At 68.0% G+C, this 26,751-nt stretch carries 19 protein-coding genes; 10 read left to right on the top strand and 9 right to left on the bottom strand.

The window, feature by feature from the left end; translation table 11 throughout:
- Window positions 1-205: 205 nt before the first annotated feature.
- Together MYSTI_RS11935 and MYSTI_RS11930 are read left to right on the top strand one after the other, a co-directional pair.
- Complete coding sequence (locus MYSTI_RS11935; RefSeq protein ID WP_015348002.1) at window positions 206-682, top strand: YybH family protein; 477 nt, start codon at window positions 206-208, stop codon at window positions 680-682.
- Between the two features lie 170 nt (window positions 683-852).
- The gene (locus MYSTI_RS11930; RefSeq protein WP_015348001.1) at window positions 853-2,727 is read left to right on the top strand and encodes a hypothetical protein; all 1,875 of its coding nucleotides are present in this window, start codon (window positions 853-855) and stop codon (window positions 2,725-2,727) included.
- 90 nt (window positions 2,728-2,817) lie between these two features.
- On the opposite strand, the gene hrpA is transcribed toward MYSTI_RS11930, so the two are convergent.
- Window positions 2,818-6,528 (bottom strand): ATP-dependent RNA helicase HrpA, encoded by a 3,711-nt coding sequence (gene hrpA, locus MYSTI_RS11925; protein WP_015348000.1) that lies wholly within the window; start codon window positions 6,526-6,528, stop codon window positions 2,818-2,820.
- 554 nt (window positions 6,529-7,082) lie between these two features.
- Between hrpA and MYSTI_RS11920 the strand changes: the two genes are divergently transcribed.
- The 5 genes from MYSTI_RS11920 (at window position 7,083) to MYSTI_RS11900 (ending at window position 12,077) form a co-directional block, all read left to right on the top strand.
- Window positions 7,083-8,153, top strand: coding sequence for an iron-containing redox enzyme family protein (locus tag MYSTI_RS11920; protein ID WP_015347999.1), 1,071 nt, complete (start codon window positions 7,083-7,085; stop codon window positions 8,151-8,153).
- 135 nt (window positions 8,154-8,288) lie between these two features.
- A complete protein-coding gene (locus tag MYSTI_RS11915; protein ID WP_015347998.1) occupies window positions 8,289-8,507 on the top strand; it encodes a tautomerase family protein in 219 nt (72 codons plus the stop codon).
- Window positions 8,508-8,548: 41 nt separating this feature from the next.
- Window positions 8,549-9,676: a fatty acid desaturase family protein gene (locus MYSTI_RS11910; RefSeq protein WP_015347997.1), complete on the top strand. Its 1,128-nt coding sequence runs from the start codon at window positions 8,549-8,551 to the stop codon at window positions 9,674-9,676.
- A 5-nt stretch (window positions 9,677-9,681) separates the two neighbouring features.
- On the top strand, window positions 9,682-10,557 hold the full coding sequence (locus MYSTI_RS11905) for an MBL fold metallo-hydrolase (RefSeq protein WP_015347996.1): 876 nt from the start codon (window positions 9,682-9,684) through the stop codon (window positions 10,555-10,557).
- A complete protein-coding gene (locus tag MYSTI_RS11900) occupies window positions 10,554-12,077 on the top strand; it encodes a pyridoxal phosphate-dependent decarboxylase family protein (RefSeq protein WP_015347995.1) in 1,524 nt (507 codons plus the stop codon). Before MYSTI_RS11905 ends, MYSTI_RS11900 begins: the two co-directional genes overlap by 4 nt.
- 10 nt (window positions 12,078-12,087) lie before the next feature.
- Here MYSTI_RS11900 and MYSTI_RS11895 read toward each other — a convergent pair whose 3' ends face one another.
- The 5 genes from MYSTI_RS11895 to MYSTI_RS11875 all read right to left on the bottom strand — a co-directional run bounded on the left by MYSTI_RS11895 (window position 12,088) and on the right by MYSTI_RS11875 (window position 15,759).
- Window positions 12,088-12,531, bottom strand: a complete 444-nt coding sequence (locus MYSTI_RS11895) for a hypothetical protein (RefSeq protein ID WP_015347994.1) — start codon at window positions 12,529-12,531, stop codon at window positions 12,088-12,090.
- A 57-nt stretch (window positions 12,532-12,588) separates the two neighbouring features.
- Entirely contained in the window at window positions 12,589-13,011 is a 423-nt protein-coding gene (locus tag MYSTI_RS11890) for a DUF4440 domain-containing protein (RefSeq protein ID WP_015347993.1), read from the bottom strand.
- A gap of 57 nt (window positions 13,012-13,068) precedes the next feature.
- Entirely contained in the window at window positions 13,069-13,575 is a 507-nt protein-coding gene (locus tag MYSTI_RS11885) for a DUF3291 domain-containing protein (RefSeq protein ID WP_015347992.1), read from the bottom strand.
- 165 nt (window positions 13,576-13,740) lie between these two features.
- Window positions 13,741-14,121, bottom strand: a complete 381-nt coding sequence (locus MYSTI_RS11880) for a ribosomal maturation YjgA family protein (RefSeq protein ID WP_201768960.1) — start codon at window positions 14,119-14,121, stop codon at window positions 13,741-13,743.
- A gap of 132 nt (window positions 14,122-14,253) precedes the next feature.
- Window positions 14,254-15,759 carry a hypothetical protein gene (locus MYSTI_RS11875; protein ID WP_015347990.1) on the bottom strand — a complete coding sequence of 502 codons (1,506 nt, stop codon included), beginning with the start codon at window positions 15,757-15,759 and terminating at the stop codon, window positions 14,254-14,256.
- A gap of 194 nt (window positions 15,760-15,953) precedes the next feature.
- On the opposite strand from MYSTI_RS11875, the gene MYSTI_RS11870 reads away from it, so the two are divergent.
- Window positions 15,954-18,755: a M16 family metallopeptidase gene (locus MYSTI_RS11870; RefSeq protein ID WP_015347989.1), complete on the top strand. Its 2,802-nt coding sequence runs from the start codon at window positions 15,954-15,956 to the stop codon at window positions 18,753-18,755.
- 19 nt (window positions 18,756-18,774) lie between these two features.
- On the opposite strand, the gene MYSTI_RS11865 is transcribed toward MYSTI_RS11870, so the two are convergent.
- Window positions 18,775-19,560: a TetR/AcrR family transcriptional regulator gene (locus MYSTI_RS11865; protein WP_015347988.1), complete on the bottom strand. Its 786-nt coding sequence runs from the start codon at window positions 19,558-19,560 to the stop codon at window positions 18,775-18,777.
- 89 nt (window positions 19,561-19,649) lie between these two features.
- On the opposite strand from MYSTI_RS11865, the gene MYSTI_RS11860 reads away from it, so the two are divergent.
- On the top strand, window positions 19,650-20,054 hold the full coding sequence (locus tag MYSTI_RS11860) for a VOC family protein (protein WP_015347987.1): 405 nt from the start codon (window positions 19,650-19,652) through the stop codon (window positions 20,052-20,054).
- 43 nt (window positions 20,055-20,097) lie between these two features.
- Here the strand turns inward: MYSTI_RS11860 and MYSTI_RS11855 are convergent, their stop codons facing one another.
- Entirely contained in the window at window positions 20,098-21,555 is a 1,458-nt protein-coding gene (locus MYSTI_RS11855) for a hypothetical protein (RefSeq protein WP_015347986.1), read from the bottom strand.
- A 222-nt stretch (window positions 21,556-21,777) separates the two neighbouring features.
- Here MYSTI_RS11855 and MYSTI_RS11850 point away from each other — a divergent pair, with 222 nt between their 5' ends.
- Complete coding sequence (locus MYSTI_RS11850) at window positions 21,778-23,616, top strand: hypothetical protein (RefSeq protein WP_044279524.1); 1,839 nt, start codon at window positions 21,778-21,780, stop codon at window positions 23,614-23,616.
- A gap of 2,030 nt (window positions 23,617-25,646) precedes the next feature.
- Here MYSTI_RS11850 and MYSTI_RS11845 read toward each other — a convergent pair.
- Complete coding sequence (locus tag MYSTI_RS11845; RefSeq protein ID WP_015347983.1) at window positions 25,647-26,642, bottom strand: hypothetical protein; 996 nt, start codon at window positions 26,640-26,642, stop codon at window positions 25,647-25,649.
- Window positions 26,643-26,751: the final 109 nt, after the last annotated feature.

Raw genomic sequence — 26,751 nt, 5'->3', positions numbered from 1 at the left:
CCCAGCGCGTCGTCCCGATAGAAGGGGCGGCGCGCGAGGCGAGGTGGGTCCGAGCGGCTGGGCAGGAGCGCGCGAAGGGGGACGGGGCCTCCCTCCCTCCGGAGGACAACAACCGGCGTCGGCGCTTCCATCAGACAGGGCCTGGCCGCGAAACACTGCGATACTCATTCAGCGATTCACCCACCCCCACCTGGACTCGAACTCCATGAGCCGCCCTCCCCTGCCGTCCATCGTCCTCGGCTTGATGCTGTTGACCGAGCCCGTTCTCGCCCAGAGCCCGCCGGCCCCCGCCGCCCCCGTGCGACTCCCCGATGTCACCTTGCCTCCCGCGTTGGACCGCGTGCTGCGCGACTACGAGCGGGCCTGGCGCGCGGGCGATGCGGCCGCGCTGGCCGCGCTGTTCGCGGAAGATGGGTTCGTCCTCCAGAGCAACCGCCCCCCTGTCCGCGGTCGAGCAGCCATCCGAGCCGCCTATGAGGGCCAAGGAGGCAGCCTCTTGCAGCTCCGCGCGCTCGCGTTCGCCGCCGAAGAGACGAGTGGCTACATCATCGGCGCCTACGGTTACGGCAAGAACGCCACCGACACGGGAAAGTTCACCCTCACCCTGCGTCGCACACCCGGTGGGCCGTGGTTGATCGTCTCGGACATGGACAACGCGAACGCACCACCGCGACAGCGGTAGCGCCACGCCACACGTGGATGACGCGCAACGAACGGACGTGAACTCCTTCGGTGCCGCGCACGAAGAAATCGCGCCTCCAATCCTCCAAGAATCCACGCAACCTCGAGAGCTCCCCGTCGAGAATCAGGCGTCGCTCCAAGGCGGAGCGTTTCGAGGGGGAGTTCAAGCCGATGAGCATGAGAGGTCTCGGGGATGGGGGCGCGGCACACGTCCGGCGTCGTCAAGCGGAGTCGGTGCAGCGCGGGGCAGAAACACGGCAAGAGGACGCACGCACGGCCCGGTCCACACAGGGCTTCAGCGCGCGGTCCACGTTCGACGCGAAGGCCACGAAGCCAGGCGGGCGCCTGGATGGACAAGCAACGCCCCCCGCTTCGTCCCTCCTCACGGAGGATGCGCGGGACACCCGCGTCAACTGCCTGGACAAGGCCGCGGATTGGGTGAGCAAGACGTCTCCCGAGCTGCGTGGGCGCTCGGAGTTGGTGTTCCTCGCGGACACGCGCTCGGGGGCCGAAGGACAGGCCGGGCACGTGGTGGTCCGCCAAGGTGAACGAGTGTTCGATCCGAGCAGCGGCAAGAGCTACTCGGACATGCAGTCCTATCTGAAGGAGCAGTCGCAGTATCGCGAAGTGGGCACGCTGTCCGGCAACACGGCCGCGAAGCTGTTCGCCACGGAGCCGGGCTCCGCCGAGCGCGCGCAGGTGTTGTCCCAGGCGAAGGTGTCCCCCGCGCTCCAGAAGATGATGCTCGCGGACAACGCCCCCATCGACGGGTCGGTGGACCCGACGAATGTCATCGAGCACGACGTCACGGTTCCGGGCCAGAAGGGCTCGGTGACCGTGGAGCTCAGCTCCTCGCTCTCCAAGGACGTGAAGCGCGAAGACGGGTTCGTCACGGTCAACGTCGAAGCGGAGATGTCCGCCACCGCGACGAACGAGTGGAAGCTGACGAAGGCCCGGGTGGGTTTCTCCGCGAACGCGGGCGCCACCGCGGGCACCACCCTGTCCTACGAAGTGAAGATGACGGAGGAGGACTTCGCGAAGCTGGAGCGCGGAGAGATTCCGCCGCCGCATCCGCTGAAGGCGGAGACCATTCCGGACGGGGCGACCCTCGAGATGGAAGAGGGCGCTTTCGCGGGCGTGGTCACCAGCATGGGGCTGGAGTACCGCGGCGTCTCCCTGGACACGGCCAACTCGGTGACGGTGGGCAAGGGAAACTCCGTGGAGGTGAGCCGCAAGGGAGACTCCTTGAAGGTGACCGCGGGCCCCACGGAGTTCGTCGACACCCACGCGGAGCTATCGCTGGGGACGGATTGGCTCTCGGTGAACACGAGCAGCAGCACGTCGCTGAAGGAGTACAGCCTGCGCACCGCGGAGTTCGACCTCTCCGACGAAGGCGGCAAGCAGGCCTTCGAGACCTTCGCGAAGGACGGGACCCTCCCCGACAAGGTCGGTCCCGGCGTGAGCAACACGATTCGGATGGACAAGCTCTCGTGGGAAGGCGTGCGCGGGAAGCTCGGGGCGCAGGTGGGGCCCTTCAACTTCGAGACGGAAGGCATCACCGACTCCAGTGAGTTCCTCCTCACCCACAATCCGGACGGGACGAAGACGCTCGCGGTCAGCGCCGTCTTCGGAGGCGACCAGCCCGAGCTGACCTACGTCGCCGACTACAACAAGGACGGGACGCTCCTGTCGGACACCGAGAAGATGTCGCTCGTGTTCGACACGAAGGATGACAACGCGAGGGAGCGCCTGACGTTCGCCTTCACGGGCGACCATGCCGCGGCGAAGGCCGCTCGGGACAGCGATGAGCCCCTGACGCTCACGCTCTCGGCGAGCGACATCCAGGAGCTGCAGAATCGGGTCGCGGCAACGGGGTCGACCACGGACCTGAAGCCGCTGCTGTTCGACGGCACCACGCCGAAGGGCCAAGGGGCGTCCATGCTCAACATGGCCCGGGGCCTCTACGGCGAGACGGGCCTGGCGGACGAACTCTGCAGCCTCGTCATGCAGACGGATGAAAAGCCGCTCCCGGGGCAGCTGGCCTGACATCCAGCCCCCGTCAGGGGGCTCGCTGGAAGACTCGCACGGCTGCTCGGCCTTCCCTGGCCGAGCAGCCACGACGCCGCTCCGACAGCCCTATCGCAGGGCCGCGAGCGCCGCGCTGACCTTCGCCACCGTCACCGACACGGGGGTCGTCACCTCCGGGGCAAAGATGGAAACGCGGAGCTCCTCGAAGGTCCACCGCAGCTCCTGTGCCGCCTCCTGGTCGCGCACGGTGGCGCACTTCGTGAGGAAGGTCTCCCACAGGGGCGTGAACGGCGCGGCCTTTCCCGTGTCCTTCGCGGGGTTCGCCACCGCACGCGACAGCCGCGCCTGGGCCGCGCGCAGATAGCGGGGGTAGTGAACCAGCCGCGCGAAGGGGAGCGACTCCAGGAGCTTCGCGGAGAACAGCTGCGCAAGCTGCGAGCGGATGTCCCGCACGGCCGCCGCGCCGCTCTGCCCCTTGGATGCCGCCTTGAGCGCGGCGAGCAGCTGCGCGAGCTCCCCCGAGGTGACCACGATGGCGTTCGCCCACTCCCGCGCGGTCTGCTCGATTCGCGGTGAGCCCTCTTGGAGCAGCGCCTCGAAGGCCCCCTTCGTGCGAGGCAGCGGCGTGCCCGGTGCGAGCTTGAACGCATCATCGACGGCGCGTGCGAGGACCTGCGCGCGGAAAGCCTCCCCCTGCCCCTTCGCGGGCGGAGCGCCGTCCAGGGACGGGAAGGGCTGCGGCATGCGCGCGGCGCTGACAGCCACGTGCCCACGCGCCGCGAGCATCAGGAGCCGGCGGACTCCCGTGCGGGTGGCCGCTTCGGCGGCGGCGGCCGTCTCGAGCAGCACCAGGTCCGCGGTGGCGCCCCGGTCGACGAGCGCGGGATAGCCGCGGACCTCGAGCCCTCCGACCCGCCGGGTGACCACGGGGGGCAGCTCGCCGAAGGTCCAGGCCGTCAGCCCCTTGCGCTCCCAATCCGAAGCCGGCGCCGCGCTGCGCAGCACGGAGCGCGCATGTCCTCCGTGCTGCTCCAGCAGCGCGTCGGCGTCGCGGCTCCGCGCCAGCTCCTTTCCCCGCTCGTCGAGCACCCGGAGCGTGGTCCGCAGGTACGGCAGCACGGCCTCCGCCCGGAAGGACTCCTCGGACACGTCCACGTCGCACAGGCGAGACACCGCGCGCGCGAGCGCCGGAATCAACGGCCCGCGGAAGGGCACCAGCTCCTTCGCGAGACGCTCGACCAACTCCGGCAGAGGCCCCAAGGACTTGCGCTGGGCGCGAGGGAGCTGCTCGAGCAGGGCGGTGAGCTTCTCCCGATGCCACCCGGGGATGGTCCAGTCGAGCTCCCCGGGGACCAGCTGGGCGAGCAGCAGCAGCGGCACGCTCAAGGTGATGCCGTCGTCCGCGGCCGAGGGGTCGAAGATGTACGTCACCGGCACGCTCACCCCGTGCAAGCTGATGGCATCCGGGTAGCTCGCCGGGGACAGGCCCGGGTCGTACGCGAGGGCATCCTCCATCGAGAGGACGAGCACGCCAGGGTCGGCCGCCTCGGCCTTGCGGCGCCAGACCTCGAAGCCCGCTCCGTCCGTCACGTCCGCGGGAACACGCTGGTCGAAGAACGTCAGCAGCGCCTCGCTGTCGAGCAGCTCGCTCTTCCGGGCCTTGTCCCGGAGGCGCGCCACGCGCTCGAGCACCTGGAGGTTCTTCTCCTGGAACGCCCCGCGGGTGCGGTACTCGCCGCGCACCAGGGCGTGCTCGAGGAACATCAGCCGCGCGCGCTCCGGGTCCATGCTGGCCAGGGCCACGGGGCGCTCCTTGAAGACCGTGAGCCCGAAGAGGGTCGCGCTCTCCTTCACGACGGCGCGCGCGGACTTCTCCGACCAATGCGGGTCGGAGTAGCTGCGCTTGAGCAAGTGGGGGGCCGCCGCCGCGAGCCACTCCGGGTCGAGCTTCGCCACGGTGCGCGCGAACAACTGGGACGTCTCCACGAGCTCGAACGCCATCCCCCAGGCCGGGGGCTTCTTCGCGAGCGCGGACGAGGGGTGGACCAGGAAGCGCGTCTGCTTCGCGCCCGTGTAGGCGCGCTGCTCCGGGTTCCACTGGCCGATGCGGGACAGCAGCCCGGTGAGGAGCGCCTGGTGCAGGACGTCGCCGCGCACCGGAGCGCCCTGCCCCTTGCGCGGCAGGCGCAGCTCGCGGACGGTCTCCTCGAGCTGGCGCTGCACGTCCCGCCACTCGCGCACCCGCAAGAAGGACAGGAAGTTGTCCCGACACACGCGCCGCAGATGGGACGTGCCCCGGCTGTCGGCCTCGCGCACGAAGGCCCACAGCTTGAGGAGCCCCGTGAAGTCCGAGTGCTCGTCCCGGAAGCGCTTGTGCAGCTCGTCCGCCTTCTGCGCGTGCTCCCGGGGCCGCTCGCGCGGGTCCTGGAGGTTGAGCGCCGCGGCGATGATGAGCACCTCGTCCAGGCACCCGTACTCGGCGCCGGCGAGAATCATCCGCGCGATGCGTGGGTCCACCGGGAAGCGCGCGAGCTGGTGCCCCATCGGCGTCAGCGTGCGCTCCTTGCCCTCGATGGCCCCGAGCTCCTCGAGCACCCGCCAGCCCTCGGCGATGGCCTTGGGCTGCGGCGGGTCGAGGAAGGGGAAGTCCTCGACGTCGCCGAGGCCCAGGGACTTCATCCGCAGGATGACCCCCGCGAGCCCCGTGCGCTTGATCTCCGGGTCCGTGAAGGCGGGCCGCGACGTGAAGCTCGCCTCGTCGTAGAGCCGCACGCAGATGCCCTCGCGCACGCGGCCGCAGCGCCCCTTGCGCTGGTCGGCGCTGGCCTGGGAGACCGGCTCGACGTGCAGGCGCGTGACGCCCGAGCGGGAGTCGTAGCGCGACAGGCGCGCCACGCCCGTGTCCACGACGTACACGATTCCCGGGATGGTGACCGACGTCTCCGCGACGTTGGTGGCGAGGATGACCCGGCGCTCGGGGATGGAGGCGAAGACCCGCGACTGCTCGGAGGCCGACAGGCGCGAGTACAGGGGCTGCACCACCGTGCCCCGGAGGTTGCGCGCGTTCAGGGCGTTCTCGGCCTCGCGAATCTCCCGCTCCCCGGGGAGGAACACCAGCACGTCCCCGTTCGGGTCGAGCGAGAGGATGTTCGCCACCGAGTCGGCGACGGAGTCCGCGAGTTCGTCGTCCTCGGGGGGCGGCTCGTAGAGCACGTCCACCGGAAAGGTGCGGCCCTCCACCTGGATGACCGGAGCGCCTCCGAAGAACTGCGAGAAGCGCTCGGTCTCGATGGTGGCGGAGCTCACGACCACCTTGAGGTCGGGGCGCCGGGGGAGGATGCGCTTGAGCCACCCGAGCAGGAAGTCGATGGTGAGGCTGCGCTCGTGGGCTTCGTCGAGCACGATGGTGTCATAGCGGCGCAGCAGCGGGTCGCTGTGAATCTGCGCGAGCAGGACGCCATCGGTCATGAACTTCACGGCCGTGCCGCGGGACGAGCGGTCCTCGAAGCGAATCTGGTAGCCGACGTCCGTGCCCAGCTCCGTGCCCAGCTCCCGCGCCACGCGCGCCGCCACGCTCGTCGCGGCGATGCGCCGGGGCTGGGTGACGCCAATCTGGCGAGGGCGGCCGCGACCCATGGCGAGCAGGACCTTCGGCAGCTGGGTCGTCTTCCCCGAGCCGGTGGCTCCCGCGACGATGACCACCTGATGGGCGGTGATGGCCGCGGTGATGTCCTCCACCCGGCTCGAGATGGGGAGCTCAGGGGGGAAGCGCAGGGTGGGCAGGCCGTCGGAGGTGGGGACGGGTGAGTCGCCGGACATGGCTTCCTGCCCTATCACTGATACGTGCGTGGTGCCCCTGACCCATCGTATGGGCGCCTGCCCGCCTGGCGTTTTCCGGCGGCGGGACAGGGAGCGGGCGGACGCCGTGGGGGCGCGCAGCGTGCCCCATCCCGCCCGTCAGGCACAAGGGCCGCTGTCGCGCCTCGACCTCGACCCGCTCGGCACGGGAGGGCGCCGCGGTGGGCCCCGCTCACGCGGGTGGGAGGTGTGCCATTGACTCATCAGGCCAGCAGTCGCGTTACAATTGACGCACCCTGGCGTATCCGTGACGCAACATCCTGAAGGCTCTTTTCAGCGAAGTAACCGGTTAGTCACCGTTGATGTGACTTTCACTTCCGAGGCACTTTCTCCTCTCGCGAGATGGCTGTCGCGCCCCCGGCCACATCCGATTCTGCCTCGACCATAATGTTATTCGCGCTTTTCTCGACTGAGTCTGATTTGATATAGAGCGCGCGTCGCGACCGATACATGGAGGGGGGCGGCGCGCCATGCAAACACTCATCTTCGGACCTCCTCCGCGCGAGGGAAGTCGAATGTCGACGCAAAGCAATCCTCAAAGTCTCCACGCGGAAGTGAAGGCGTGGATCTACTCCCGGGACCTCGAGAGCATCCCCGTGGGAGCGCGCAATCAGTTGAGGGAGCAGGTGGACCTCCTGGCTCGGAATGCCTTCCAGGGAGGCGACGAGACCGCGCTCACCGAGGCGCACCGGGTGCTCTACGTCATCAACATGGCCCAGCTCACCGCCCCCTGGGAGGTGAAGCGCCTCAACGTGGGTGATCCGCTATTTGCCCAGCTCAAGGGAATCCTGGAGAAGTGTTGGCATCAGGCCTCCCTGAAGAAGTACGCCCCCGTCCTCGAATCGCTGCCGCCGGCCGCCTCGTTCAAGGAGTGGGTGACCCAGACGGTGCGCGCCCACCCGTCCAACATCTCGCACCCCATCTTCGCCTTCCTGCGGGACAAGGCCACCTTCGAGCAGCTCCGGGAGTTCTTCCTCCAGGAGACGCCGCTCGAGGTGCTCTTCGGGGACATCATCGCGTTGATGCTCCCGGGCGTCTATGGCGGCATCAAGCTGGAGCTGGCCAAGAACTTCTGGGATGAGGTGGGCCATGCGCAAGACCCGCGCGTCCACCGCAACATGCGCTTCGACCTCATGGACTACCTGGGCCTGCCCCGGGATATCTATACGGAGCGCATGGACTTGTTCATGCGGGAGGAGCTCGCGCTCGTCAACATGTACATGAGCATGGCGACGAACCGCTCCCGGATGACGGAAATCCTCGGCGCGCTCCTGGCGACCGAGACCATGATTCCCGGCCGCTTCGACTGGCAGATTCAAGGCTGGCGCCGCGTGGGCATGGGCGACAAGCCGCTGGCGTACCACCTGGAGCACACCACGGTGGATGTGGAGCACGCCAACGCCTGGATGGACGAAATCATCGTCCCGCTGCTCGCGCGCAACCCGGCCGCCATGCCGGAGCTCGTCCTGGGCATCATGCTCCGTCTGGACACCGCGGGTGCCGTCGTCGACCGCCTCTATGACCACGTGAAGGGTCTGCGGGAGTCCTCCCTCGGCCCCTACGTCGGCACGCACAAGGTCCCTTGAACGGGGACGTCGCTCCCTCCCGATATCACCTCGCGTGAGCCCTGGCGGAGGCGCGTCCGTCACAGGTCCGCCTTCCGCCTGGGTCAGGCGCTCTCGCGAGTCTTGCCCTCTCATCTCTTGTCCGAGGAACGAACCGTGCCCTACATCAACGTCCAGCTCACCGGGGACAAACTCGCCACCGAGAAGAAGCTGGAGCTCATCCAGCGCATCACCCAGGTCTTCGTGGACGTGCTGCAGAAGGACCCGGGCCACACCTTCATCGTCATCCAGGAGATCGAGCCCGAGAACTGGGGCGTCCACGGGACCAGCGTGGCGTTGCGGCGCGCGGCGCGGGCCCGGGGTGAGAAAGTCTAACCAGGCCTGCGGTGGGGGCATCCTGGCAACGGATGGATGGAATGACACAATCAGAATCCAGCGCGGTGGAGCGCGCGCCCCAGGATGGGCGCGAATGGCCGGTGCTCGGCACCCAGTCCAGTCACCTGCTTCCCAAGGAGGCCTGGCAGGAGGTCCGCACGCTGCACAAGGTCCGGCCCTGGCGCAGTGCCTGGCTCTACGCGATCGTCTATGGGGCCATCGCGCTCGCCTTCGCGGCGGAGGCGTACTTCCACCATCCCCTGGTGACGCTCCTCGCCATCATCTTCATCGCGGGGCGGCAGCACTCGCTCTACATCCTGAACCACGACGCGAGCCACTTCGGCCTCTTCCGCTCGCACAAGGCCAACGTCACCGTCGGCACGGTGCTGTCCAACCTGGTGATGTTCCATCACCCGGAGGCCTGGTCCTTCGTCCAGTGGCGGCGGGTGCACCTCCTGCACCACCGCAACCTGTTCACGAAGGAGGACCCCAACTGGCTGGGGCGGCAACTGCGCGGGGACACCACGCGCCCCTACGCCCCGGGCCGCCTGGTGTGGACCTGCCTCAAGGCGGGGCTCCTGAGCGGGCTCGACTTCTTCCGCAGCCGTCAGGACTACGTGCCCCCGAAGGGAGACACCACCGTCAAGTGGCGGGACAACCACCTGCGGGCCCTGTTCCTCCCGTTCCGGGATGACCCGGAGATGGAGCGGGAGCGGCGCATCAAGCTGCTCTTCTTCGCCGTCGCGCTGGCCGGCGTGGCCTACTTCAATCTGTGGCGCCCCTTCCTGCTGCTGTGGGTGCTGCCCATGTACACCGTGTACCCCATGATTCTCACGCTCATGGACCTGACCGAGCACCGCTGGACGTTGGAGTCGGACGACCTCAACGTCAACGCGCGCTCCACCCGGCTGGGATTGCTTCCCCGCATCTTCATCAGCACCCTGCCACGCACGCTGCACCGCGAGCACCACGTGTTTCCGGGCGTGGTCGCGGTGGACCTGCCCCTGCTGAGTGCGCTCTTGTGCAAGTCCGGGCTCTCTCCCGAGCCCGCCAGGGGGCTGAGGGCTCTCTACCGGGAGCTCTCCGAGATGGCCTCGAATGCGACCCCGCCTCCTGACACCGCGCCCCCGCCCGCCGCCGCGCTCCCCGAGCCCTCCTCCCCCCGGTGACTTCCATGCAACCCGAGAGCAGCAAGCCCCCCGCCCCCGCCACGTTCAAGGTCCACGTCGTCAACTCGGGCTGTGAGGGGTTGTTCACCAATGCCTTCGCCGTCGAGACGGCGCGCTCGGTCGTCGCCATCGACGCGATGATGCGGGTCTCCGACGCGCGGGCGCTCCGGGCCAAGATCGACTCCATTGGCAAGCCGCTGGTCGCCCTGCTCATCACCCATGGACACCCGGACCACTACAACGGCGGGTTCGAGGTCACCGCGGGCCTGGACGTGCCGATGGTCGCGACCCGGGGCGTGGACCAGGTCATCCACCGCATCGACGACGCCAAGGAGAAGCAGTGGAAGCCTGTGTTTGGCGAGGATTGGCCCGCCAAGCGGCGCTTTCCCAACCGCATCGTCAAGGAAGGCGAGACGCTGACCTTCGACGGCGTGCCCTTCACCGTGGGAGAGGTGGGCGAGGGCGAGTCCCATTGGGACAGCTATTGGGTGGTGGGCGCGACCTCTCCCGTGGCCTTCGTGGGCGACATCCTCTTCAACGGCGTGCACTCGTTCATGAACGATGGCCACTCCGCCCTGTGGCTGAAGAACCTGGACCTCCTCGAGAAGAAGCTGTCCGCGTGCAAGACGCTCTACTCCGGGCACGGAGAGGCGGCGGCCACTCGGGAGGGGCTGGAGACCCAGCGCCGCTACCTGCACGCCTACCGGGACGCGGTGCGCAAGCTCGCCAAGGGGCGCCCCACCCTGGATGACGCGGCGAAGGCGGAGCTCGTCCGGCTGATGAAGGCCCACCTGGCCACCGACTACCTGGAGGCGTTCATCACCGCCGGCGCCAACGCGGTCGCCGCGGAGCTGGCCAAGGCCGCGGAGGCGAGCCCGTGACAGACCCCCGGGGGCGCTCCGACAGTGCCGCCTTGTCCGCCACCGAGTTCCGGACGCTGGGGCATCAGCTCATCGACCAGCTCGGGGACTATCTGGAGGGACTGCGCGAGCAGCCCATCCGCTCCGAGCAGTCGGCCTCACGCATCAAGGACCTGCTGGCGGAGGACCCGTTCCCGGAGGAGGGCTCGCCGTCCGAGCACGTGCTGGGGCGGGCCTTCTCGCTGCTGACGCAGAACGCCGTCTCCACGGCGCACCCTCGCTTCTGGGCGTACATCATGGGCTCCCCCAGTCCCATGGGGGCCCTGGCGGACCTGCTCGCCGCGGTCGTCAACCCGCCCGTCACCAGCTACCCCACCTGCGCCATCACCGTGTCGATGGAAGCACAGACGGTGCGCTGGCTCGCGCGGCTGGTGGGCTTTCCCACGGACTGTGGTGGGTTGTTCCTGGGCGGTGGCTCCCTGGCGAACCTGGTCGCGGTGCGCGCCGCGCTGCACGCCCGCGCGGGCTGGGACGTGCGCGGCGAGGGCGTGACGGGAGGAGCCGGGGAGCGGCTGTGCCTGTATGCCAGTGGCGAGTCGCACACGAGCATCCTCTCCGCGGTCAACATCTGCGGGCTCGGCTCCCGGGCCCTCCGGAAGGTGGGCACGGACCGGGATGGGCGCATGCGGGTCGCGGAGCTGGAGGAGCGAATCCAGGCGGACCTGAGGGCCGGCCACAAGCCCTTCATGGTCGTCGCGACGGCGGGGACGACGGGCACGGGCGCGGTGGATGCGCTGCCCGAGATTGCCGCCCTCTGCGAGCGTCACGGGCTCTGGTTCCATGTCGACGGGGCCTACGGTGGCTTCGCCGTGCTGTCACCGGACGCGCCCTCGGAGCTGCTGGCGCTGCGCTTCGCGGACTCGGTGGTCATCGACCCGCACAAGTGGATGTACATCCCCGCGGATGTCGGGTGTCTGCTGACGCGGGACCGACGCGTGCTCTACGACACGTTCCACCAGGGCGCGGCCTATTACGCGACCAGCGATGAGCAGACGCTCCTCGGTGGACCGGAGACGCTCCAGCTCCGGGACCTGGGCCCGCAGACGACGCGGGGCCTGCGCGCGCTCAAGGTCCGCCTGTGCCTGCAACGCGAGGGCAAGTCCGGCTACGCGCGGATGATTGGCGACGACATCCGGCTCGCACGCCATCTGCATGCCCGGGTCGGCGCCGAGCCTCGGCTCCAGGCCCTGACGCAGAACCTGAGCATCACCACGTTCCGCTATGTGCCGGAGGACCTCGCGGCGGACACAGCCGCCCATCGCGACTACCTCAACACGCTGAACAAGCAGGTCCTCCTGCGATTGCAGCGCGGTGGCCTCGCGTATCCCTCTCACACGGAGGTGGAAGGGATGACCGTCCTCCGCGTCTGCATCGTGAACAACAACACCACACAAGCGGACGTCGAGAGCCTGCCAGGGTGGGTGTCTCGGCTGGGGGCCGAGGTGGACGCGGAGCTGCGACCCGGCCGGGAGGCCGCCTGAGCCTCCGGGACTAGCGACCGTGGGCGGGGCTGTCGTCCAGGCCCACGGTGTTCTCGCAGAGAAAGATGCGGCCCCGTGCCGTATTGGAGGCATCCAGCACGCCTTCCATCAGTCCGAAGGCGTTGTTCAGCCAGGCGAAGTCCGCGTTCGCGCTGCGGAACAGAACGGAGGCGGTGCAGACCCGCGCCGCGTCGACGGCGCGCAGCAGCGAGACCCCCGCCATCTCCACGAACACCTTGGCGCCGGACGAGGTGGTGAGCACGCCCTTGAGCGCGGGCATGTTCACGTTGTCCGGCCGCTTCACGGGCACATTCAGGAAGCGCACCTCCCCCGCGAGCCGCTCGCCGGTGAAGGCCCCGTCGACGATCGCGAGGTATTGGCCTCCGGGGGCGAAGTCCAGGTACTCCATCCAGGTGTAGCTCAGCTCGAACTCGGCCAGCGCCGTGAGTCTCACGGGGGGCTCCTTGGCATCAGGGGGGTTGGCGCAAGACGTCGGAGGGGCGCCGCCCCTCTAGCGGGGGCCGTGGGCCGCCATCCACGTCTCGTGGATGTGCAGCCAGTGGACACCGGCGGGGGCCTGGGGCGCCGCTTGGAACAACACGCTGGCGTAGCGGCCCGTCGTCTGTCCGCCGGACTTCCGCCACTCGATGTAGCTCACGAGGGCCACGTCCTCGCGAGTCCACACCGGAGCGAACTGGTCGATGGTGATTTCCATGTCGGGCTTGGAGCCGTGGGCTTGGAAGAGCCGGGCCATCAGCACGGCCTTCTCCTCCACCACGCCTCCGGGGGCCACGAGCACGCAGCGGGGGCCAAAGGCATCCCCCATGCGCGAGGCCTCCGCGGCCGTGTGGGGTATCGCGCCGCGCAGCCACGCTTCGAGCACGCGATGAAACTCGAGGACCTCGCGCTGACTGACTTCAATGATGCCTGACATGGTGCGCCGTGCTCCAAGGGCTGACGTGATGCGTCGGTTGGAATTGCGCGACCCGTCTCAAGCCGCGTCGGTCTTCTGCGGGCTCTGGGCGGCCGCGGGCAGGGTCAGCTGGTCGGGTGAAGGAAAGCGGTGCCGGAAGTCGAAGGCCTCCGGGGACGGGCCTTCTCGCTGGAGGCGCTCCAGCCGCTCCTTGGCCTCGAGGACGGTGGGCTGGTGCCCCGCGGGGACCCACCAGAGCACGTAGGGGGGACCTTCGACGGGGAGGAACCACTTCCTGCGCTCCCGGAAGGGAACGACGTGCTCGCTGCGATAGACAAAGTCGAAGAGAGTCTCGACGGACTCCCACGTGGACATGTTCAGGAGGATGAGCGGGTTGTCGTACCCACGCACCCCCGTGGCATTGCCCGCGTCGGTCTGAAGCCGCCAGACGAAGCCGGGCGAGCGGTCCGCCAGCTCATTCACCGGACGGAGCTGCGCGACAAAGTCTTGCATCAGCGGATGGTCGAGCGGCTCGCGCGCCAGCGAAATCGCCAGCTGGGCCACCTGATAACGAGGAGTGGTCATCGGAGGTTTTCCTGAGGACTCAAGGGAGGCCGGGACTATAGCCACCTCACACCAGGAGGCAAACACTTCAGCGACACTGCGTCTCATGCTGTGTCATCATCATTCTCGAGCTGGCATCTGGGATTGCCAACCCCGCTGGCGCGGCCGATGGAATGTCGTGACACCTCAACGCGGCGCTTCAGTCATCCCCGCGGCACGGTCCGGGCGCCGGCCCGTCAAGAGCACGACGTCGAGGCCCACGCCGACGAGAATCCCCACGAAGTAGCAGACGAGGTCACTCCAGAGAAACCCAGCCCCCAGCACCAGTCGCCCTGGCAGCGTGCGGCGCGCGGCATCCAGCCAGGGAGCGTGGTAGTCCTGGCTGAACTCGATGGCGAAGGAGAACGTGAGCGCGACCGCCGCCACGGTGAGCGCGGCCCGGCGAGGCGCGACGAAGCGCACCAGCAGGTAGACGAGCAGCGCCCACAGCGTGTCGCCCGCGTAGGTCGCGAAGAAGGCGGGCCACGGGAGCGACTTCCTTCGCGAAGCCAGTCCCAGGGGAATCACGAGCACCGCCAGCCCGAGGGACAACAGGCGCGTGCGCGAAGTGGATGGACGGTCGTGCGCAGGATTCACCCGCGCGAGACTACCCGACCCGAGGCATGGACCTCGGGCCAGAAATGGATTCAAGAGCGGCGTCTAACTCCACTTCCCGAAGGAGACGGAGCTCTTGAAGCCACTGACCAAGGAGTCCTTCACGTCGCTGGCGGCATCCTTGGCGCCTTCGTAGAGGGCCTTGGACTTGCCAGCGGCGACCGCCCAGCTGTGGCTCTCCCGGATGTCAATCATCCCGTCCACCCCGCGCTCCTTCAGCTTCTTCGTCTCACTGACCACGTCATCGGCCTGCTCAATCAAAGGTGAGATGTCGCCCGGGTCGTTCCAGACAGAGATGGTTGCATTCTCGTTCTTCAGGGCCTGGATGACCTCTGGGGAGGCGTTCTTGATGTCCATGTACCTGACGATGACCGACACCGGTCTCGGAGCATTCTCGGCGATCTGCTGCTTCATCGCCTCCGCCGTCTGACTCGTCAGCGCTCCGTCGGGCGCGTTGATTCCCATGGTGGCCTGGGGGAGCTTGTCGCCCAGGGCCTCCCGAATCCACTTCGCCTCGGTCGCGTTCACGCTGAACATCAACCGCTCGCTCGGGATGCCAGAGGCCACGACCTGGTTCACCATGTCCTTCACGGCGGCTTCCTTCTTGACCGTGTCATCCTTGAAGGCATCGAGCTTGACGTCGATCTTCACCCCCACGCCCAGGGCCTTTCCCTTCGCGAGCCACTCCTGGAAAGGGAGCTTGGGGTCGAACTCCTTGTGGTTCATCTCCATGCCGCCGCCCTCCTTCATCTGGAGATCCCCCTCGACCCAGTTCTTCCCCTCCTCCACGGCCTTGTTGAAGTCGCGCTGCGTATTGGTCGCGTGGGCGTTGTTCGCCTCGGAGAGCTTCTGGCCTGGCTTCCATTGCCCCTGATAGTCCAGCGGCTTGTGGTCCAGCTCGAGCTTCTTCGCGGCCTCCTGCTTTCCGGACGCATGGAGCTCGGTGACGGTCGCCCCGCCCAGCAACACCGCGCCGAGCGGGTTCTTGTACTTCATGTCCTCCAACACATCGTCGAACTGGTTGAGCTGCTTGCTGTCGGGGAGGCCATCCGCCAGCGCCTTGCCCAGGGCCTTCTGCCCCTCCGGCCCCGCACGCTCCGCCACCGCCGCCAGCGCGTTCAAGCTGTCGCGGGTGATGCCGTTCTTCTTGCTGTCGTCCTGGTCCTTGCTGACCCGAACGCCCAACTCCACGCCCACCTGCTGAAGCGTGGGCTGCGTCATGCGAATGAGCCCATTCACATACGCCGTGTCCAGGGCCGGCTGTGCCTGCACCAGCTCCTGCAACTTCGTGGTGGCCGCCTTCGCACCTCCCGCGCGGTATGCGTCCGCCACCTGCTGCGAGTGCTGCATCGCGAGCGAGGGGACGTCCATCGGGAGGATGTTGGGCCCCTTCCCTGGCGCGGTCACGAACTCGTCGCGCGTGGGCATCCCGGTCGGACATTGGGCGGAGCCTGTCGCGGGCGCCTGGGGCTGAGCCGGGGCGGGGGGCTCGTTCTTCAGGGGCTTTGCAATCACGGGGGCCTGACGTCGAGCGCTGTCGTACCAAGACATGGTGAGGGGACTCCTGGGGGAACGGGGGGATGAGCTCTCCAGAGGGCTGAGAGCCTCGCGGCGCAGGTGGCGCATTTTTTCTCGCGCCCGTCGGCCTCCCCTCTGAGCGAATGTTCGATTCGCGGGTCCCGGGATGGCGCACGTCACGTGACGGGTTAGAAGCGCCATTTCCTTCCTGTCGCCAAGAGGACCGCATGAAGCGTCGTCTCCGGCTTTCCCTATGGGCGCCCCTGATGCTGATGGCCGCCTCACCGGTGTGGGCCCAGTCCCCCGCCCCCGCTCCCTCCGCCAAGGCCCGCGGCCCGGCGCTCACCCCCGTGACGAGCGTGGAAGGCATCACCGAGTACCGCCTGGCCAATGGCCTGCGCGTGCTCCTCTTCCCGGACCCGTCGAAGCCCACCGTCACGGTGAACGTGACGTACTTCGTGGGCAGCAAACACGAGGGGTATGGCGAGTCGGGCATGGCCCACCTGCTGGAGCACCTGCTCTTCAAGGGCACCCCGACGACGAAGAACGTGCCCCAGGCACTCACCGAGCGCGGTGCCCGCCCCAACGGCACCACCCACCTGGATCGCACCAACTACTTCGAGACCCTGCCCGCGTCGGACGAGAACCTGCGCTGGGCGCTGTCGTTCGAAGCCGACCGCATGGTCAACAGCTTCATCTCGAAGAAGGACCTCGACAGCGAGATGACGGTGGTCCGCAACGAGTTCGAGGCCACCGAGAACAACGTCCGCGGCATCCTCTTCCAGCGCATCTTCAGCGCCGCGTACCTCTGGCACCACTATGGCAAGTCCACCATCGGCGCGCGCTCCGACCTGGAGAACGTGCCCATCGAGCGGCTGCGAGCGTTCTACCGGAGGTACTACCGGCCGGATAACGCGATGCTGGTGGTGGCGGGCCGCTTCGACGAGGCGAAGACGCTGGGCCTCATCCAGGGCACCTTCGGCAAGCTGAAGAAACCCTCCGAGCCCCTCCCCGCGACGTACACGATGGAGCCCACGCAGGATGGTGAGCGAGAGGTGACGCTGCGCCGCGTGGGCGACATCCCCGTCGTCGCCAGCGCGTATCACGTGCCCGAGGGCGGCCACCCGGACTTCGCCGCCATCCATGTGTTGGCCGAGGTGCTGGGCGACAACCCCTCGGGCCGGCTCTACAAGTCGTTGGTGGAGACGAAGAAGGCGGCCCATGCCCGCGCCCGAGCCTTCCAGCTCCGCGACCCGGGCCTCATCACCTTCGCGGCGGACCTGCGCGCGGGCCAGCCGGTGGAGCCCGCGCGGGAAGCGTTGGTGAAGACGGTGGAAGAGGCCGCGCGCACGCCCTTCTCCGAGGAGGACGTCACGCGCGCGAAGACGAGCCTCCTCAAGATGTTGGAGTTGATGCTGAACCACTCGGAGCGCTCCGCCATCAGCCTGTCCGAGTGGGCCGCCACGGGCGACTGGCGCCTGATGTTCCTGCAGCGTGACCGCATCGACGCCGTCACGGTCGCCGACGTCATGCGCGTGGCGCAGACGTATCTCAAGCCTTCCAACCGGACGTTGGGCACGTTCATCCCCACGCCCCAGCCGGACCGCGCGCAGATGCCGGCGCCGGTGGACCTGGCGAAGGCAGCCGAAGGCTACAAGGGCCGCGCCGCGGTGGCGCAGGGCGAGGCGTTCGACCCCTCCCCCGCCAACGTGGAGGCGCGCGTGCAACGAGGGGAGCTGACAGGCGGCATGAAGTACGCGCTGCTGCCGAAGAAGACGCGCGGAGAGATGGTGAACGCGACGCTCTACTTCCACTGGGGAACCGAGGCCGCGCTGAGCGGGAAGTCGGACGCGGCGGTGTACGCGGGCCTGATGCTGATGCGAGGCACGAAGAAGCACTCGCGACAGCAGCTCCAGGACGCGTTCGACCAGCTGAAGGCGCGAGTGTGGGTGGACGGCGGACTCATGGGGGCATCGGCGTACGTGGAGTGCCCCAAGGCGAGCCTGCCCAAGGTGCTGGAGCTGGTGGCGGAGGTGCTGCGCGAGCCGGCGTTCGACGAGAAGGAGTTCGCCCTCTCCAAGCAGGAGCGGCTCGCGGGCCTGGAGGCACAGCGCAGCGAGCCGCGGTCCCAGGGCAACCTCGCGCTGTGGCGGGTGCTGAGGGGCCACTACCCCCAGGGGCATCCGCACCACGTGCCCACGCTGGAGGAGAGCATCACCGGGGCGAAGGACGCCACACTCGAGCAGGCGCGCGCCTTCCACCAGGCGTTCTACGGCGGCTCGCATGCGGAGTTCGCGGTGGTGGGAGACTTCGAGCCGAAGGACGTCGTCGCGCTGTCCGGCAAGCTGTTCAGCGCGTGGAAGAGCCCCGCGCCGTACCAGCGCGTGCCAGGGGTGTTCGCCCACCAGGCCCCCCAAGCGGTCGCGCTGGAGACGCCGGACAAGGCCAACGCGGTCTACTTCGCGGGACAGCTGCTCCAGCTTCGCGAGGACGACGCGGACTGGCCCGCGCTGATGCTGGGCAACTTCGTGCTGGGAGGTGGCTTCCTCAACTCACGGCTGGCCACCCGCATCCGACAGAAGGACGGTCTTTCCTACAACGTCTCCAGCAGCATCAACACGAGTGACCTGGACGCGGTGGGCACGTTCACCACCTTCGCCATCTACGCACCGGAGAACGCGGGCCGGCTGGAGTCGGCGATGCGCGAGGAGGTGACGAGTGCGGTGGAGAAGGGCTACTCGACCGAGGAGCTGGAGAAGGCCCGCTCGGGTCTGCTGGAGTACCGGCGGACCGCACGCGCCCAGGATGCGGGCCTCGCGGCCAAGCTGGCCCGGTATCTGTTCCTGGGGCGCACGCTCTCGTTCGACGCGGGGGTGGAGGAGCAGCTCGCCAGGCTCGGGCCGGAGCAGGTGCGTCAGGCGATGTCGCGGCACCTGGCCTGGCCGAAGCTCACCCAGGTGAAGGCGGGCGACTTCGCGGGCGCGGAGCAGAAGGCCAAGGACTCCGTGAAGGCGCCCGCCGCGCGGTGATGGGGTGAGGGCTCGCCCGTCAGCGGGGCGGCCTCCGTGACGGTCTGGACAGGATGAGCGTGCCCAGCCCGTCGAGGACCCGCTGCAGCCCGAAACCGAAGGCATGGTCCGGGCTGTAGGCGGCGCCGTGGGCGGCCCCCGCGGCGGAGCCCACCCGCGAGGCCAGGGGATAGCGAGCCGGGTCCATGAGGCGGGCCAGCAGGGGCTCGTGCGCCTTCCACCAGGACTCCTCGGTCTGCGCCGTCTCGGCGGAGGCGGCGCGCGCGCGGCTCGTGCTTCGCGCGGAGGACTCGACGAAGCCCAGCACGAACGTCAGCGCCGCATCCATCTCCACCGCCTCCAGGCCGAGCCCCTCCAGCGCGCCGAGTTCGTACTCGTACTTCGCCATCAGCCCAGGGCCCAGGGGTGGGCGGCTGGTGGCGACGTCGCTCAGCCAGGCGTGCCGCTCGTACAGTGCCTGGTTGTCACGGGCCACCGCCTCGAGCCGGGCGCGCCAGCCGGCCTCCTCTGGCGCGCGACGCGGCATGTCCGCGTAGAGCTGGTCCAGCATCAGGTCCACCAGCTCCGCCTTGCCGGGGACATAGGTGTAGAGCGTCATGGGGCCCACCGAGAGCCGCTCGGCGAGCTTGCGCATGGTCAGCGCCTCCAGGCCCTCCCGGTCCGCCAGCTCCACCGCCGAGGCGATGATGGCGTCGACGTTCAGCGTCGGCTTGGGGCCTCGCTGCCCCGCCGAGGGCATGTCCTTCCTCCAGAGAAGCTCCAGCGTGCGGGCGGGGTCCCCCGCGCCGCTGCGATGTGTGGCCATGTCCTCTCCAGTGCCAGAGACCGCCTTGACTGGCCACTCCGTACACTGTACGGATATTCTCATCCACTTCAAGCTGGAGGCCTGTCCGCATGCGCATCACCGCATCCGCCATCTCCCTGAACGTCGAAGATGTGTCCGTGTCCGCGGCGTTCGTGAAGCGCCACTTCGGTTTCACGGAGGAAATGTCCGCGGACGGGTTCGTGTCCCTGTCGCGCAAGGACGCGGGCTTCAACCTCATCTTCCTGCGCACGGGGCTCGCGTCGCTGAAGCCCGAGTCGCTCAAGCACCGCAAGGCGGAGGGCATCCTGGTCGCGTTCGTCGTCGAGGACATCGACGCCGAGTACCGACGCCTGCGGGACGAGGGCGTCCGCATCGTCACGCCCATCGAGACCGAGCCCTGGGGCGAGCGCTTCTTCCAGGTGGCGGATGACAATGGCGTCATCCTCCAACTGGTCCAATGGATGAGCCCGCCACCGGAAGGCGTGGCGAGCTGAGTCCCACGGGGCCGAGACGGAAGCTGTCTCGGCCTCGTGTCGGCTACAGCCGGTCCAGGAACAGGAGCAGGTCCTGCTTCTGCGCGGGGCTGAAGGACTCGGGGAGTCCGTTGGGGGTCTCCGGCGGGTGGACGGGAGGCAGGTTCAGCGGCGCGGTGACAGGGAGGATGAACTGGCTGTAGACGTCGACGACGTCCTTCAGGGTCGCCATGCTGTTGTCGTGGTAGTACGGCGCCGTCCTCGCGATGCCTCTGAGCGTGGGGATGTCGAAGGCCTCGAAGTCCAGCGGGTCTCCGGTGATGAGGGCTCGGCCGGGGTCGGTGGAGAACCACTGCGGCAAGAGGTTGGGACCGAGGATGGGCGCCCCACTCTCGTCGACGGCCGGAATCGGGTCATAGGGCGCGCCGCTGGCGGTCACGGGGATGGGCGGAAGGTCCGTCATGCGCTGCTGACGGGTGCCATCCGTGTAGAAGCGGAACCGATAGCGCGGCAGCTCGACGGTGGTGTTGTACAGCACCGGGAACTGGCCAATCTGTCCCAGATAAGAGAAGGCACCGAAGCCGACGTTCAGGATGTCGGGCGTCGAGCGAACGCCTTGCACGGGCTGGGGGCCCGCCCCGGGGACGAGGGTGTAAAGCACGTTGCCATCGGGCTTCGTCACCGGGAACTGCGCTGCGTTCTCGCGCATGGCCGGCGCGACAATCCGGCTCAGCGTCGGGCCGCCGTGACAGGGCTCGCAGCCGGCCTTGAAGACCTCCCGCCCTCGCCGCTCCGCGGGCGTGAGCCACATGAAGTCCTCGGGGAGGGGTATCTGGGCAGCCGGCACTCCGTGCGCCATCAATCCCGCGACGAACCTGGCGCGGCCCGAGGTGAACTCACCGCGCTGGAACTCCGCCACCTGGCGCAGCTGCGCGCGGGGCACGAGGCCGCCCTCGCTGTGACTGGAGATGGCGGACTGGGCCTGGTCCTCGAGGTTCGTTTCCCGGCCATCGAGCTGGAAGAGGGGCCCGGTGAGGGCGATGTCCTGGATGCTCGGCACGCCGCGCCAGACGGAGATCTTCCGGTCGGGTGAGGTGATGACCTGGCCCTGGGTGTCAATGACATCCATGTTGGCGGGCAGGGAGAGGACGACACGCACGAGGCCCTTCTTCAGGTGCTCGTACGTGGGCACGGCCGCGCCCGGGTCATCCGCGTCGATGCGGTTGAACAGCACATCGTCTGGATGGGAGGCGAACCGGGCCTGGACATGCTCGGGCAGGAGCGCGGTGCTGTCTTCCAGGACATGGCAGGTGGCACAGGTGCGCCCGTTGGTGTTGGGAAACGCCTGACTGAAGAGCGCCTTGCCGGTCGACGTGTGGCCGTGGAGGGCCTGGGCCTCTGTGTTTGTCGGGGCTTCGGTCGCGGAGGCGGGGTCCTCGACGGGGGACGAGGGGGTACACTGCGTCAGTCCGCCGAGTGCGAAGGCACTGGCGAGCCGCGCGATGAGACGCATGGGCACCATGGGGAATCTCCGGGGCGTGGGGCGCCCCATGGAACACCGGTGACGTGTGGAAGTGTCACCTGCTCAGCGACGCGCCGCCGCGACTCGTGAGTGAGGACCTCGTGAGCTTGTCAGCCCTTCCAGCGCGCGCCTACATTCCGCCGCCCCCTCACCACCTGATTCCGTCGGCATGGGCTTCCGCCACCGACCGAGGTTCCTGCAATGACGTTACAGGAGTGGCTGATGAAGTTCGCCTATTCCGTCATTCTGGCGGTGCTCGTCTTCTTGCTCTGCAGCGAGATCTTCAGGCTCTGGTTCGACACGCGGCTCTACATCGGCAAGTTCGCGTTCTTCAACGAGGGCGAGGAGAAGTCCGCCGAGGCGAAAGGCTTCGCACAACAAGTGGTCCACCACCACGAGACCTTGCTGCACCGGCTCCGGAAGGAGGAGGAGCGATTCGCCGCCGCCCGAGGCGGTTCCTCGGCCACCGGCAGCGTGGCGGGAAGCCCTCCGCTGCCAGACGCCACGTTCCTCCCGAACGAAATCGCTCGTCTCAACCTCACCGCCAGCAAGCTCTCTGACGTCGAGCTCACCATCCAGGGCGTCAACATCACTCAATTGCTGGCCAGGTTCCGTCAATCGATCAGCCCCCCCAACGAGCTCGCGGGGGTCGTGCAGAAGCGTGGCAATGGGGTGTACGTCCAGGCGACCTGGAATCATGGGCCCTTGCGCAAAGCCGAGGGTCACACCATCGATGGCCGGAACCTGCACGTTTCCGGGCAACCCGATGCCGGGAAGGCCGCGTTCCACGTCGCATGCAACCTCATCTGGGCCCAGGGGGTCGAAAGTACGGAGGAGATGACCAAGGTGTCCCTCGCCGAGTTCTGTGGTTGGGCCGAGGGGTGGACGACCTACGTCGAGCTCCGCGCCAAGAGCGCCACGTTCAGCGGGCTTGACCAGGACAGCCTCGAGACGATGAAGAAGCTCCGGGCCTACCTGAACCGGCTGGTGGATGGCTCGGCGACCTTTCCCGAAATCTACCGCCTCCGAGCGGATGTCACCGAGCTACTGCCTCCGGAACAGAAGACCGAGCAGGACCTGGCCCAGGCCCAGCGCGACCGGACGAAGTACGCCCTCATGAAGACCCAGCCCTCGTCGGACAAGGCCGCCATGGCCGCGAGGAAGACCGGCCAGGAGGGCTTCAACGTCATGGTCCAGGCGCGTCCCGCGCTGCGCCTGAGAGAGGATGGGCTCAACGAGCGCACTTCGGACACCTGGCACCAGGTGATGAAGTCGAGGCCCACGAGCGAGACCTTCCCTCTCAGCAGCGCCACCGGCTCCCTCTTGATTCCCTTCGAAGGCGACCGGAGGGCGTACCAGACCGCCTTCGCCGTCGCCCCCAACATCATCATGACGGTGGGCGACAAGATTCCGCCCGAGCTGCTCGGAAGCGAGTCGCCCATCCCGCTGCCGGAACGCTCCTCCTGGGAATTCACCTTCGACGACAACGCCACGAGCCCCACGCGGCGCGTCTATCGCGTCTCGAAGGTCCTCTTCGCGGTCAACAATCCTCCCGAGAAGGGAGGCCTTTCCTTCGCCCTGCTCGAAATCGTGCCCCCCGACACTTCCCAGCACCCCTGCGTCACGCTGGAGTGGAGCAAGGACGCGGTCAGGGCGTCCCTCGAGAAGTATGTCTACGTCGTCGGATATCCCGTGGCGGGCGGAGCGCTGCCTCGAGGATTCCTCGAACCGCTCCTGGGCAGGGAGTTCCACACCAAGCGACTGATGCCGGGGCGGCTGCTGTCATTCACGCCATGGAATGGACTGGAACAGAAACAGGTCCGAAAGCTGGTCAGCGATATCAGCACCACCCATGGCGTCGCGGGCGCGCCCCTCGTGGACATGACGAGTGACAAGGTCCTGGGACTCCACATCGAGGGGCAGTGGAAGGAGAACGAGGGCAAGTTCGCCTACGCCTTCGCGATGCCGGACCTGCTCGACAGCCTCCCGGAGTCCGTCCTGCAGAGAATCAGGCCCGGCACCATCCGCGACGACCTCCGGCTCGGTCAGGAGGCCCCCTGAGCTTCGAGGCCGGGAGCCAGCGCCTCACGGCGTCTCGGTGGGCACAGCGCTCGGGCGGGGGGGACGCGAGGTCGTGCCACTCATGAAGTCAGGCAGACATCCCCAGCGCTGGAGGTCTTCGGACACCGTCGTGCAGAGCCACCCCATCGGGCAGGAACGCAGGTCCTGGGGATCGCAGCTCGAGTAACACGCGCTGCCCGTGGGCCCGCCAAGGCCACAGACCTGGCCCGAGGAGCAGCTCGCCTCGCGCCAGGAGTCACAGGCAGCCGCGCAGAACCGTCCCGCGCGTCCCGCCCGCCCCCGGACGATGCAGTTCGCCCCTTCCGCGCACGGCTTCTCGTCGGAGCACTCGTCCACGACGAGGTCCAGGCACTGAAAGCCTCCCCCATTGAGCGGCGCGCATTGCTCGCCCTCGGAACATCCCTGCTTCCGACAGTCCGGGAGGCACGCGGCGCCGGCGGAGCTCTCCTCGCACGTGTGTCCCTCCGGGCAGCTTCCCTGTGTCCCGGGGACACAAGGCCTCCCGCAACGGTGATTGATGCAGTGCAGGTCCTCCTCGCAAGCCTCCGCGCGACTCGCTGGCAATCGACTGCACGTTTCTCCCGCGCGACGAACACCCGCCTGGAGACATCTCTGAATCACGGGCCCCGGAACACCTCCCGCCGCGACGCGGCAGACGAATCCGTCGGGGCACTGTGAGTCATCTTCGCAGTCGCTGGCCGCGCACTGGAAGGAGCCCTCTTTGTAGTTGATGACGCACCCCTGCCCCTCTGGGCAATCCCCGTCTGTCGCGCACTCGCCACAGCGGAAGGCCCCTCCGTCCGCCAGGGCGCAGTCCAACAATTCACCCGGCCGCGAAGCCCCGCTTTCCTCCAGGAGCGTCCCGCCCCGCCGAGCGGGGGCCCCCCTCCCGCCGTGGATGGGATGAAGAGAGGTCCTGGTGACTCCGCCTCGGGCCTCCCCGGCTCGCATGCTCGTGTTGCCGTAGGTCGTCGACACGACGGAGAGGTCCTCGGCTCCGCCCTCGTGGACACCCAGGACGCGAGTCGATGATTCGCTCTCGGACCGCGGCGCCTTCGGCACTTCAGGGATACCGGCCGTTGGCGTGGCGCTCCCGCAAGCCGCGTCCTCGACCTGCTCCGGAGCCCGGAGGCTCCAGACCAGGAGATAGGAGAGAAGCGCGACCGCGACGAAGGCGCCTCCCTGAACGGCGACGCGCCCTAGCATGGGCCACAGCAATAGCCGTTGGCCCCATTTGGCAGACACGTGCAGGGATAGCAGCAGGCCACTTCACGACTCTGCGCATAGGCAGTGCCCGCCCCCAGCACCATGGCGGTTCCGACAATCATCACCCAACGACACAGTTGAGCCCTGAGCATTGACATTCGTATCTCCCTCTTGGAAGGCACATCCAGACAGCCAAACCAGCACCGCAATAGCCCATCATCCGGCCCAAGGCTTTACTCCCCAGGTCGCAGGTGGAGTCACCTACCCGAATCCTCTTTCGAGAGGCGCCAAAGCCAGAAGTTCTCGCGGGAGGGTGCCAAGGCCCCGCGTGCGGAAACGGGTGGGCCCTGACAACGGAACCTCTGTCATCGTGACCGCCGACCGCTGCTCGCGCATGCGTGAATCCCCCCAACAAGCAGGTCCACACTACGCACACGCGACGGAAGGCGTCACTCCCACCACAGAGGTAGAAGAGAGCCCGTAGAAGGGCTTCGCCGAGGGAGAGCGGGGCTCTTCCGCCCTCTCTCCGGACGCCCCTTCTGTCCAGCTCGAGACATGAGCCCCCATCCGCTGGTCGCTCGTCGTCAAATCGCGCAGGACGAAGCTGGTGCCTGCCCACGCCCCTCCTCCGCGAGCAGGCATCAACACGACTGCCGCGCGCCCACGAGGAGCGCACGGCAGCGGACCACCAGCGATGGGAGAGCGAGGCCGTGGCGTGCGTCCGCTGGGAAGCAGCGAAGGGCACCTATCCGCGGCGGTGACGGCCATGGGGCTTCGTTGTCGGCCCCCTCGTGGCTGTCACCTCAGGGCGTGGTCACCACCGGGCAGGGCCACCAGGAGGGCGGCGAGGCCCGGTCATCCCAGGTGCCATCCCAGTAGTCCCGCAGCATGTAGACCTCCGTGTTCGCGGCGGAGCAGAAGCGCTCGGGGTGGGGATTCACGAACAGCACCTGGTCGGAGCCCGAGATGGAGTAGATGAACTTGCCGCAGCGCTGGGTGCTTCCCACGGGCGGCGGGCCCACGGTGGAGGCGCGCACCGTGTCCAGGAGGACATTGGAGTTGGGCTCTTCACAGGCGAGCTGTTGGAAGGCCAGATTCGCCTCCAGCTCCATGTCCAGCTCCACCCTGCGCGTCTTCACGGTGCACTCCTCACCGGACTCGGTGTAGCGCAACGTCACCACGGAGTACCCCTGGGGAATCTCCGGGCAGTTCGGGAAGTCGATGCCGTAGAGCGGGTGGAGGGCGCCCTCGCGATACAAGATGAAGGAGCTCTCCATCGAGTCCGCACTGAAGCCCTCCTGGAACCCGACGACGATGTCAGGGCTGGAGGTGGCCTCGTTGGAGACCCGGTCCAGGGTGCCATTGCCGTTGCCGTCCACGTAGGCCATCACATAGGCCATGCCCAGCTTGGAGCCCTCCTCCCCAATCAGTGCCGCGGGGTCCGGCAGGCGATTGAGGGACATGCTGAAGGTGTTGGGGAAGTGGCCGTTGACCCTGACGTCCGTGTCCGGGTGGTGGAACGACGACTTGGGAGCCAGCCGCTGGCACTTGGCGATGCCCTGCGGATAGGTCCGCTGGACCATGCAGTCCACCACGACCTTGGGCCAGACATCCCAGAGGAGCGACGCGCGAATCCGGTCGGAGTTCCCCAACTCGATGGAGGAGGAGACGCGAAGCTTGCCCTCCAACGTCAGCAGGGGTTCGTCCGCCGCCTCGTCTCCCATGACCTCACCGCATCCCGTCAATGCCAGTGCAAGCAGGCTCCACTTCCAGAAACCGCGCTCCCGCCTCGTCGTCATATGGCCTTCCTCTCGGACCATGGGCTCAATCCCATGTCACGTGACAGGCATCCCCTGTCGAACACGTGCGCCCCGTTCTCGAAGCGCTCGCGCCCTCCAGTCGATGCGA

The sequence above is a fragment of the Myxococcus stipitatus DSM 14675 genome (genome assembly GCF_000331735.1).
Classification (GTDB): Bacteria; Myxococcota; Myxococcia; order Myxococcales; family Myxococcaceae; genus Myxococcus; species Myxococcus stipitatus.
Note: the sequence above shows the minus strand (reverse complement) of the source record. Positions and strands in the feature narration are given on the sequence as shown.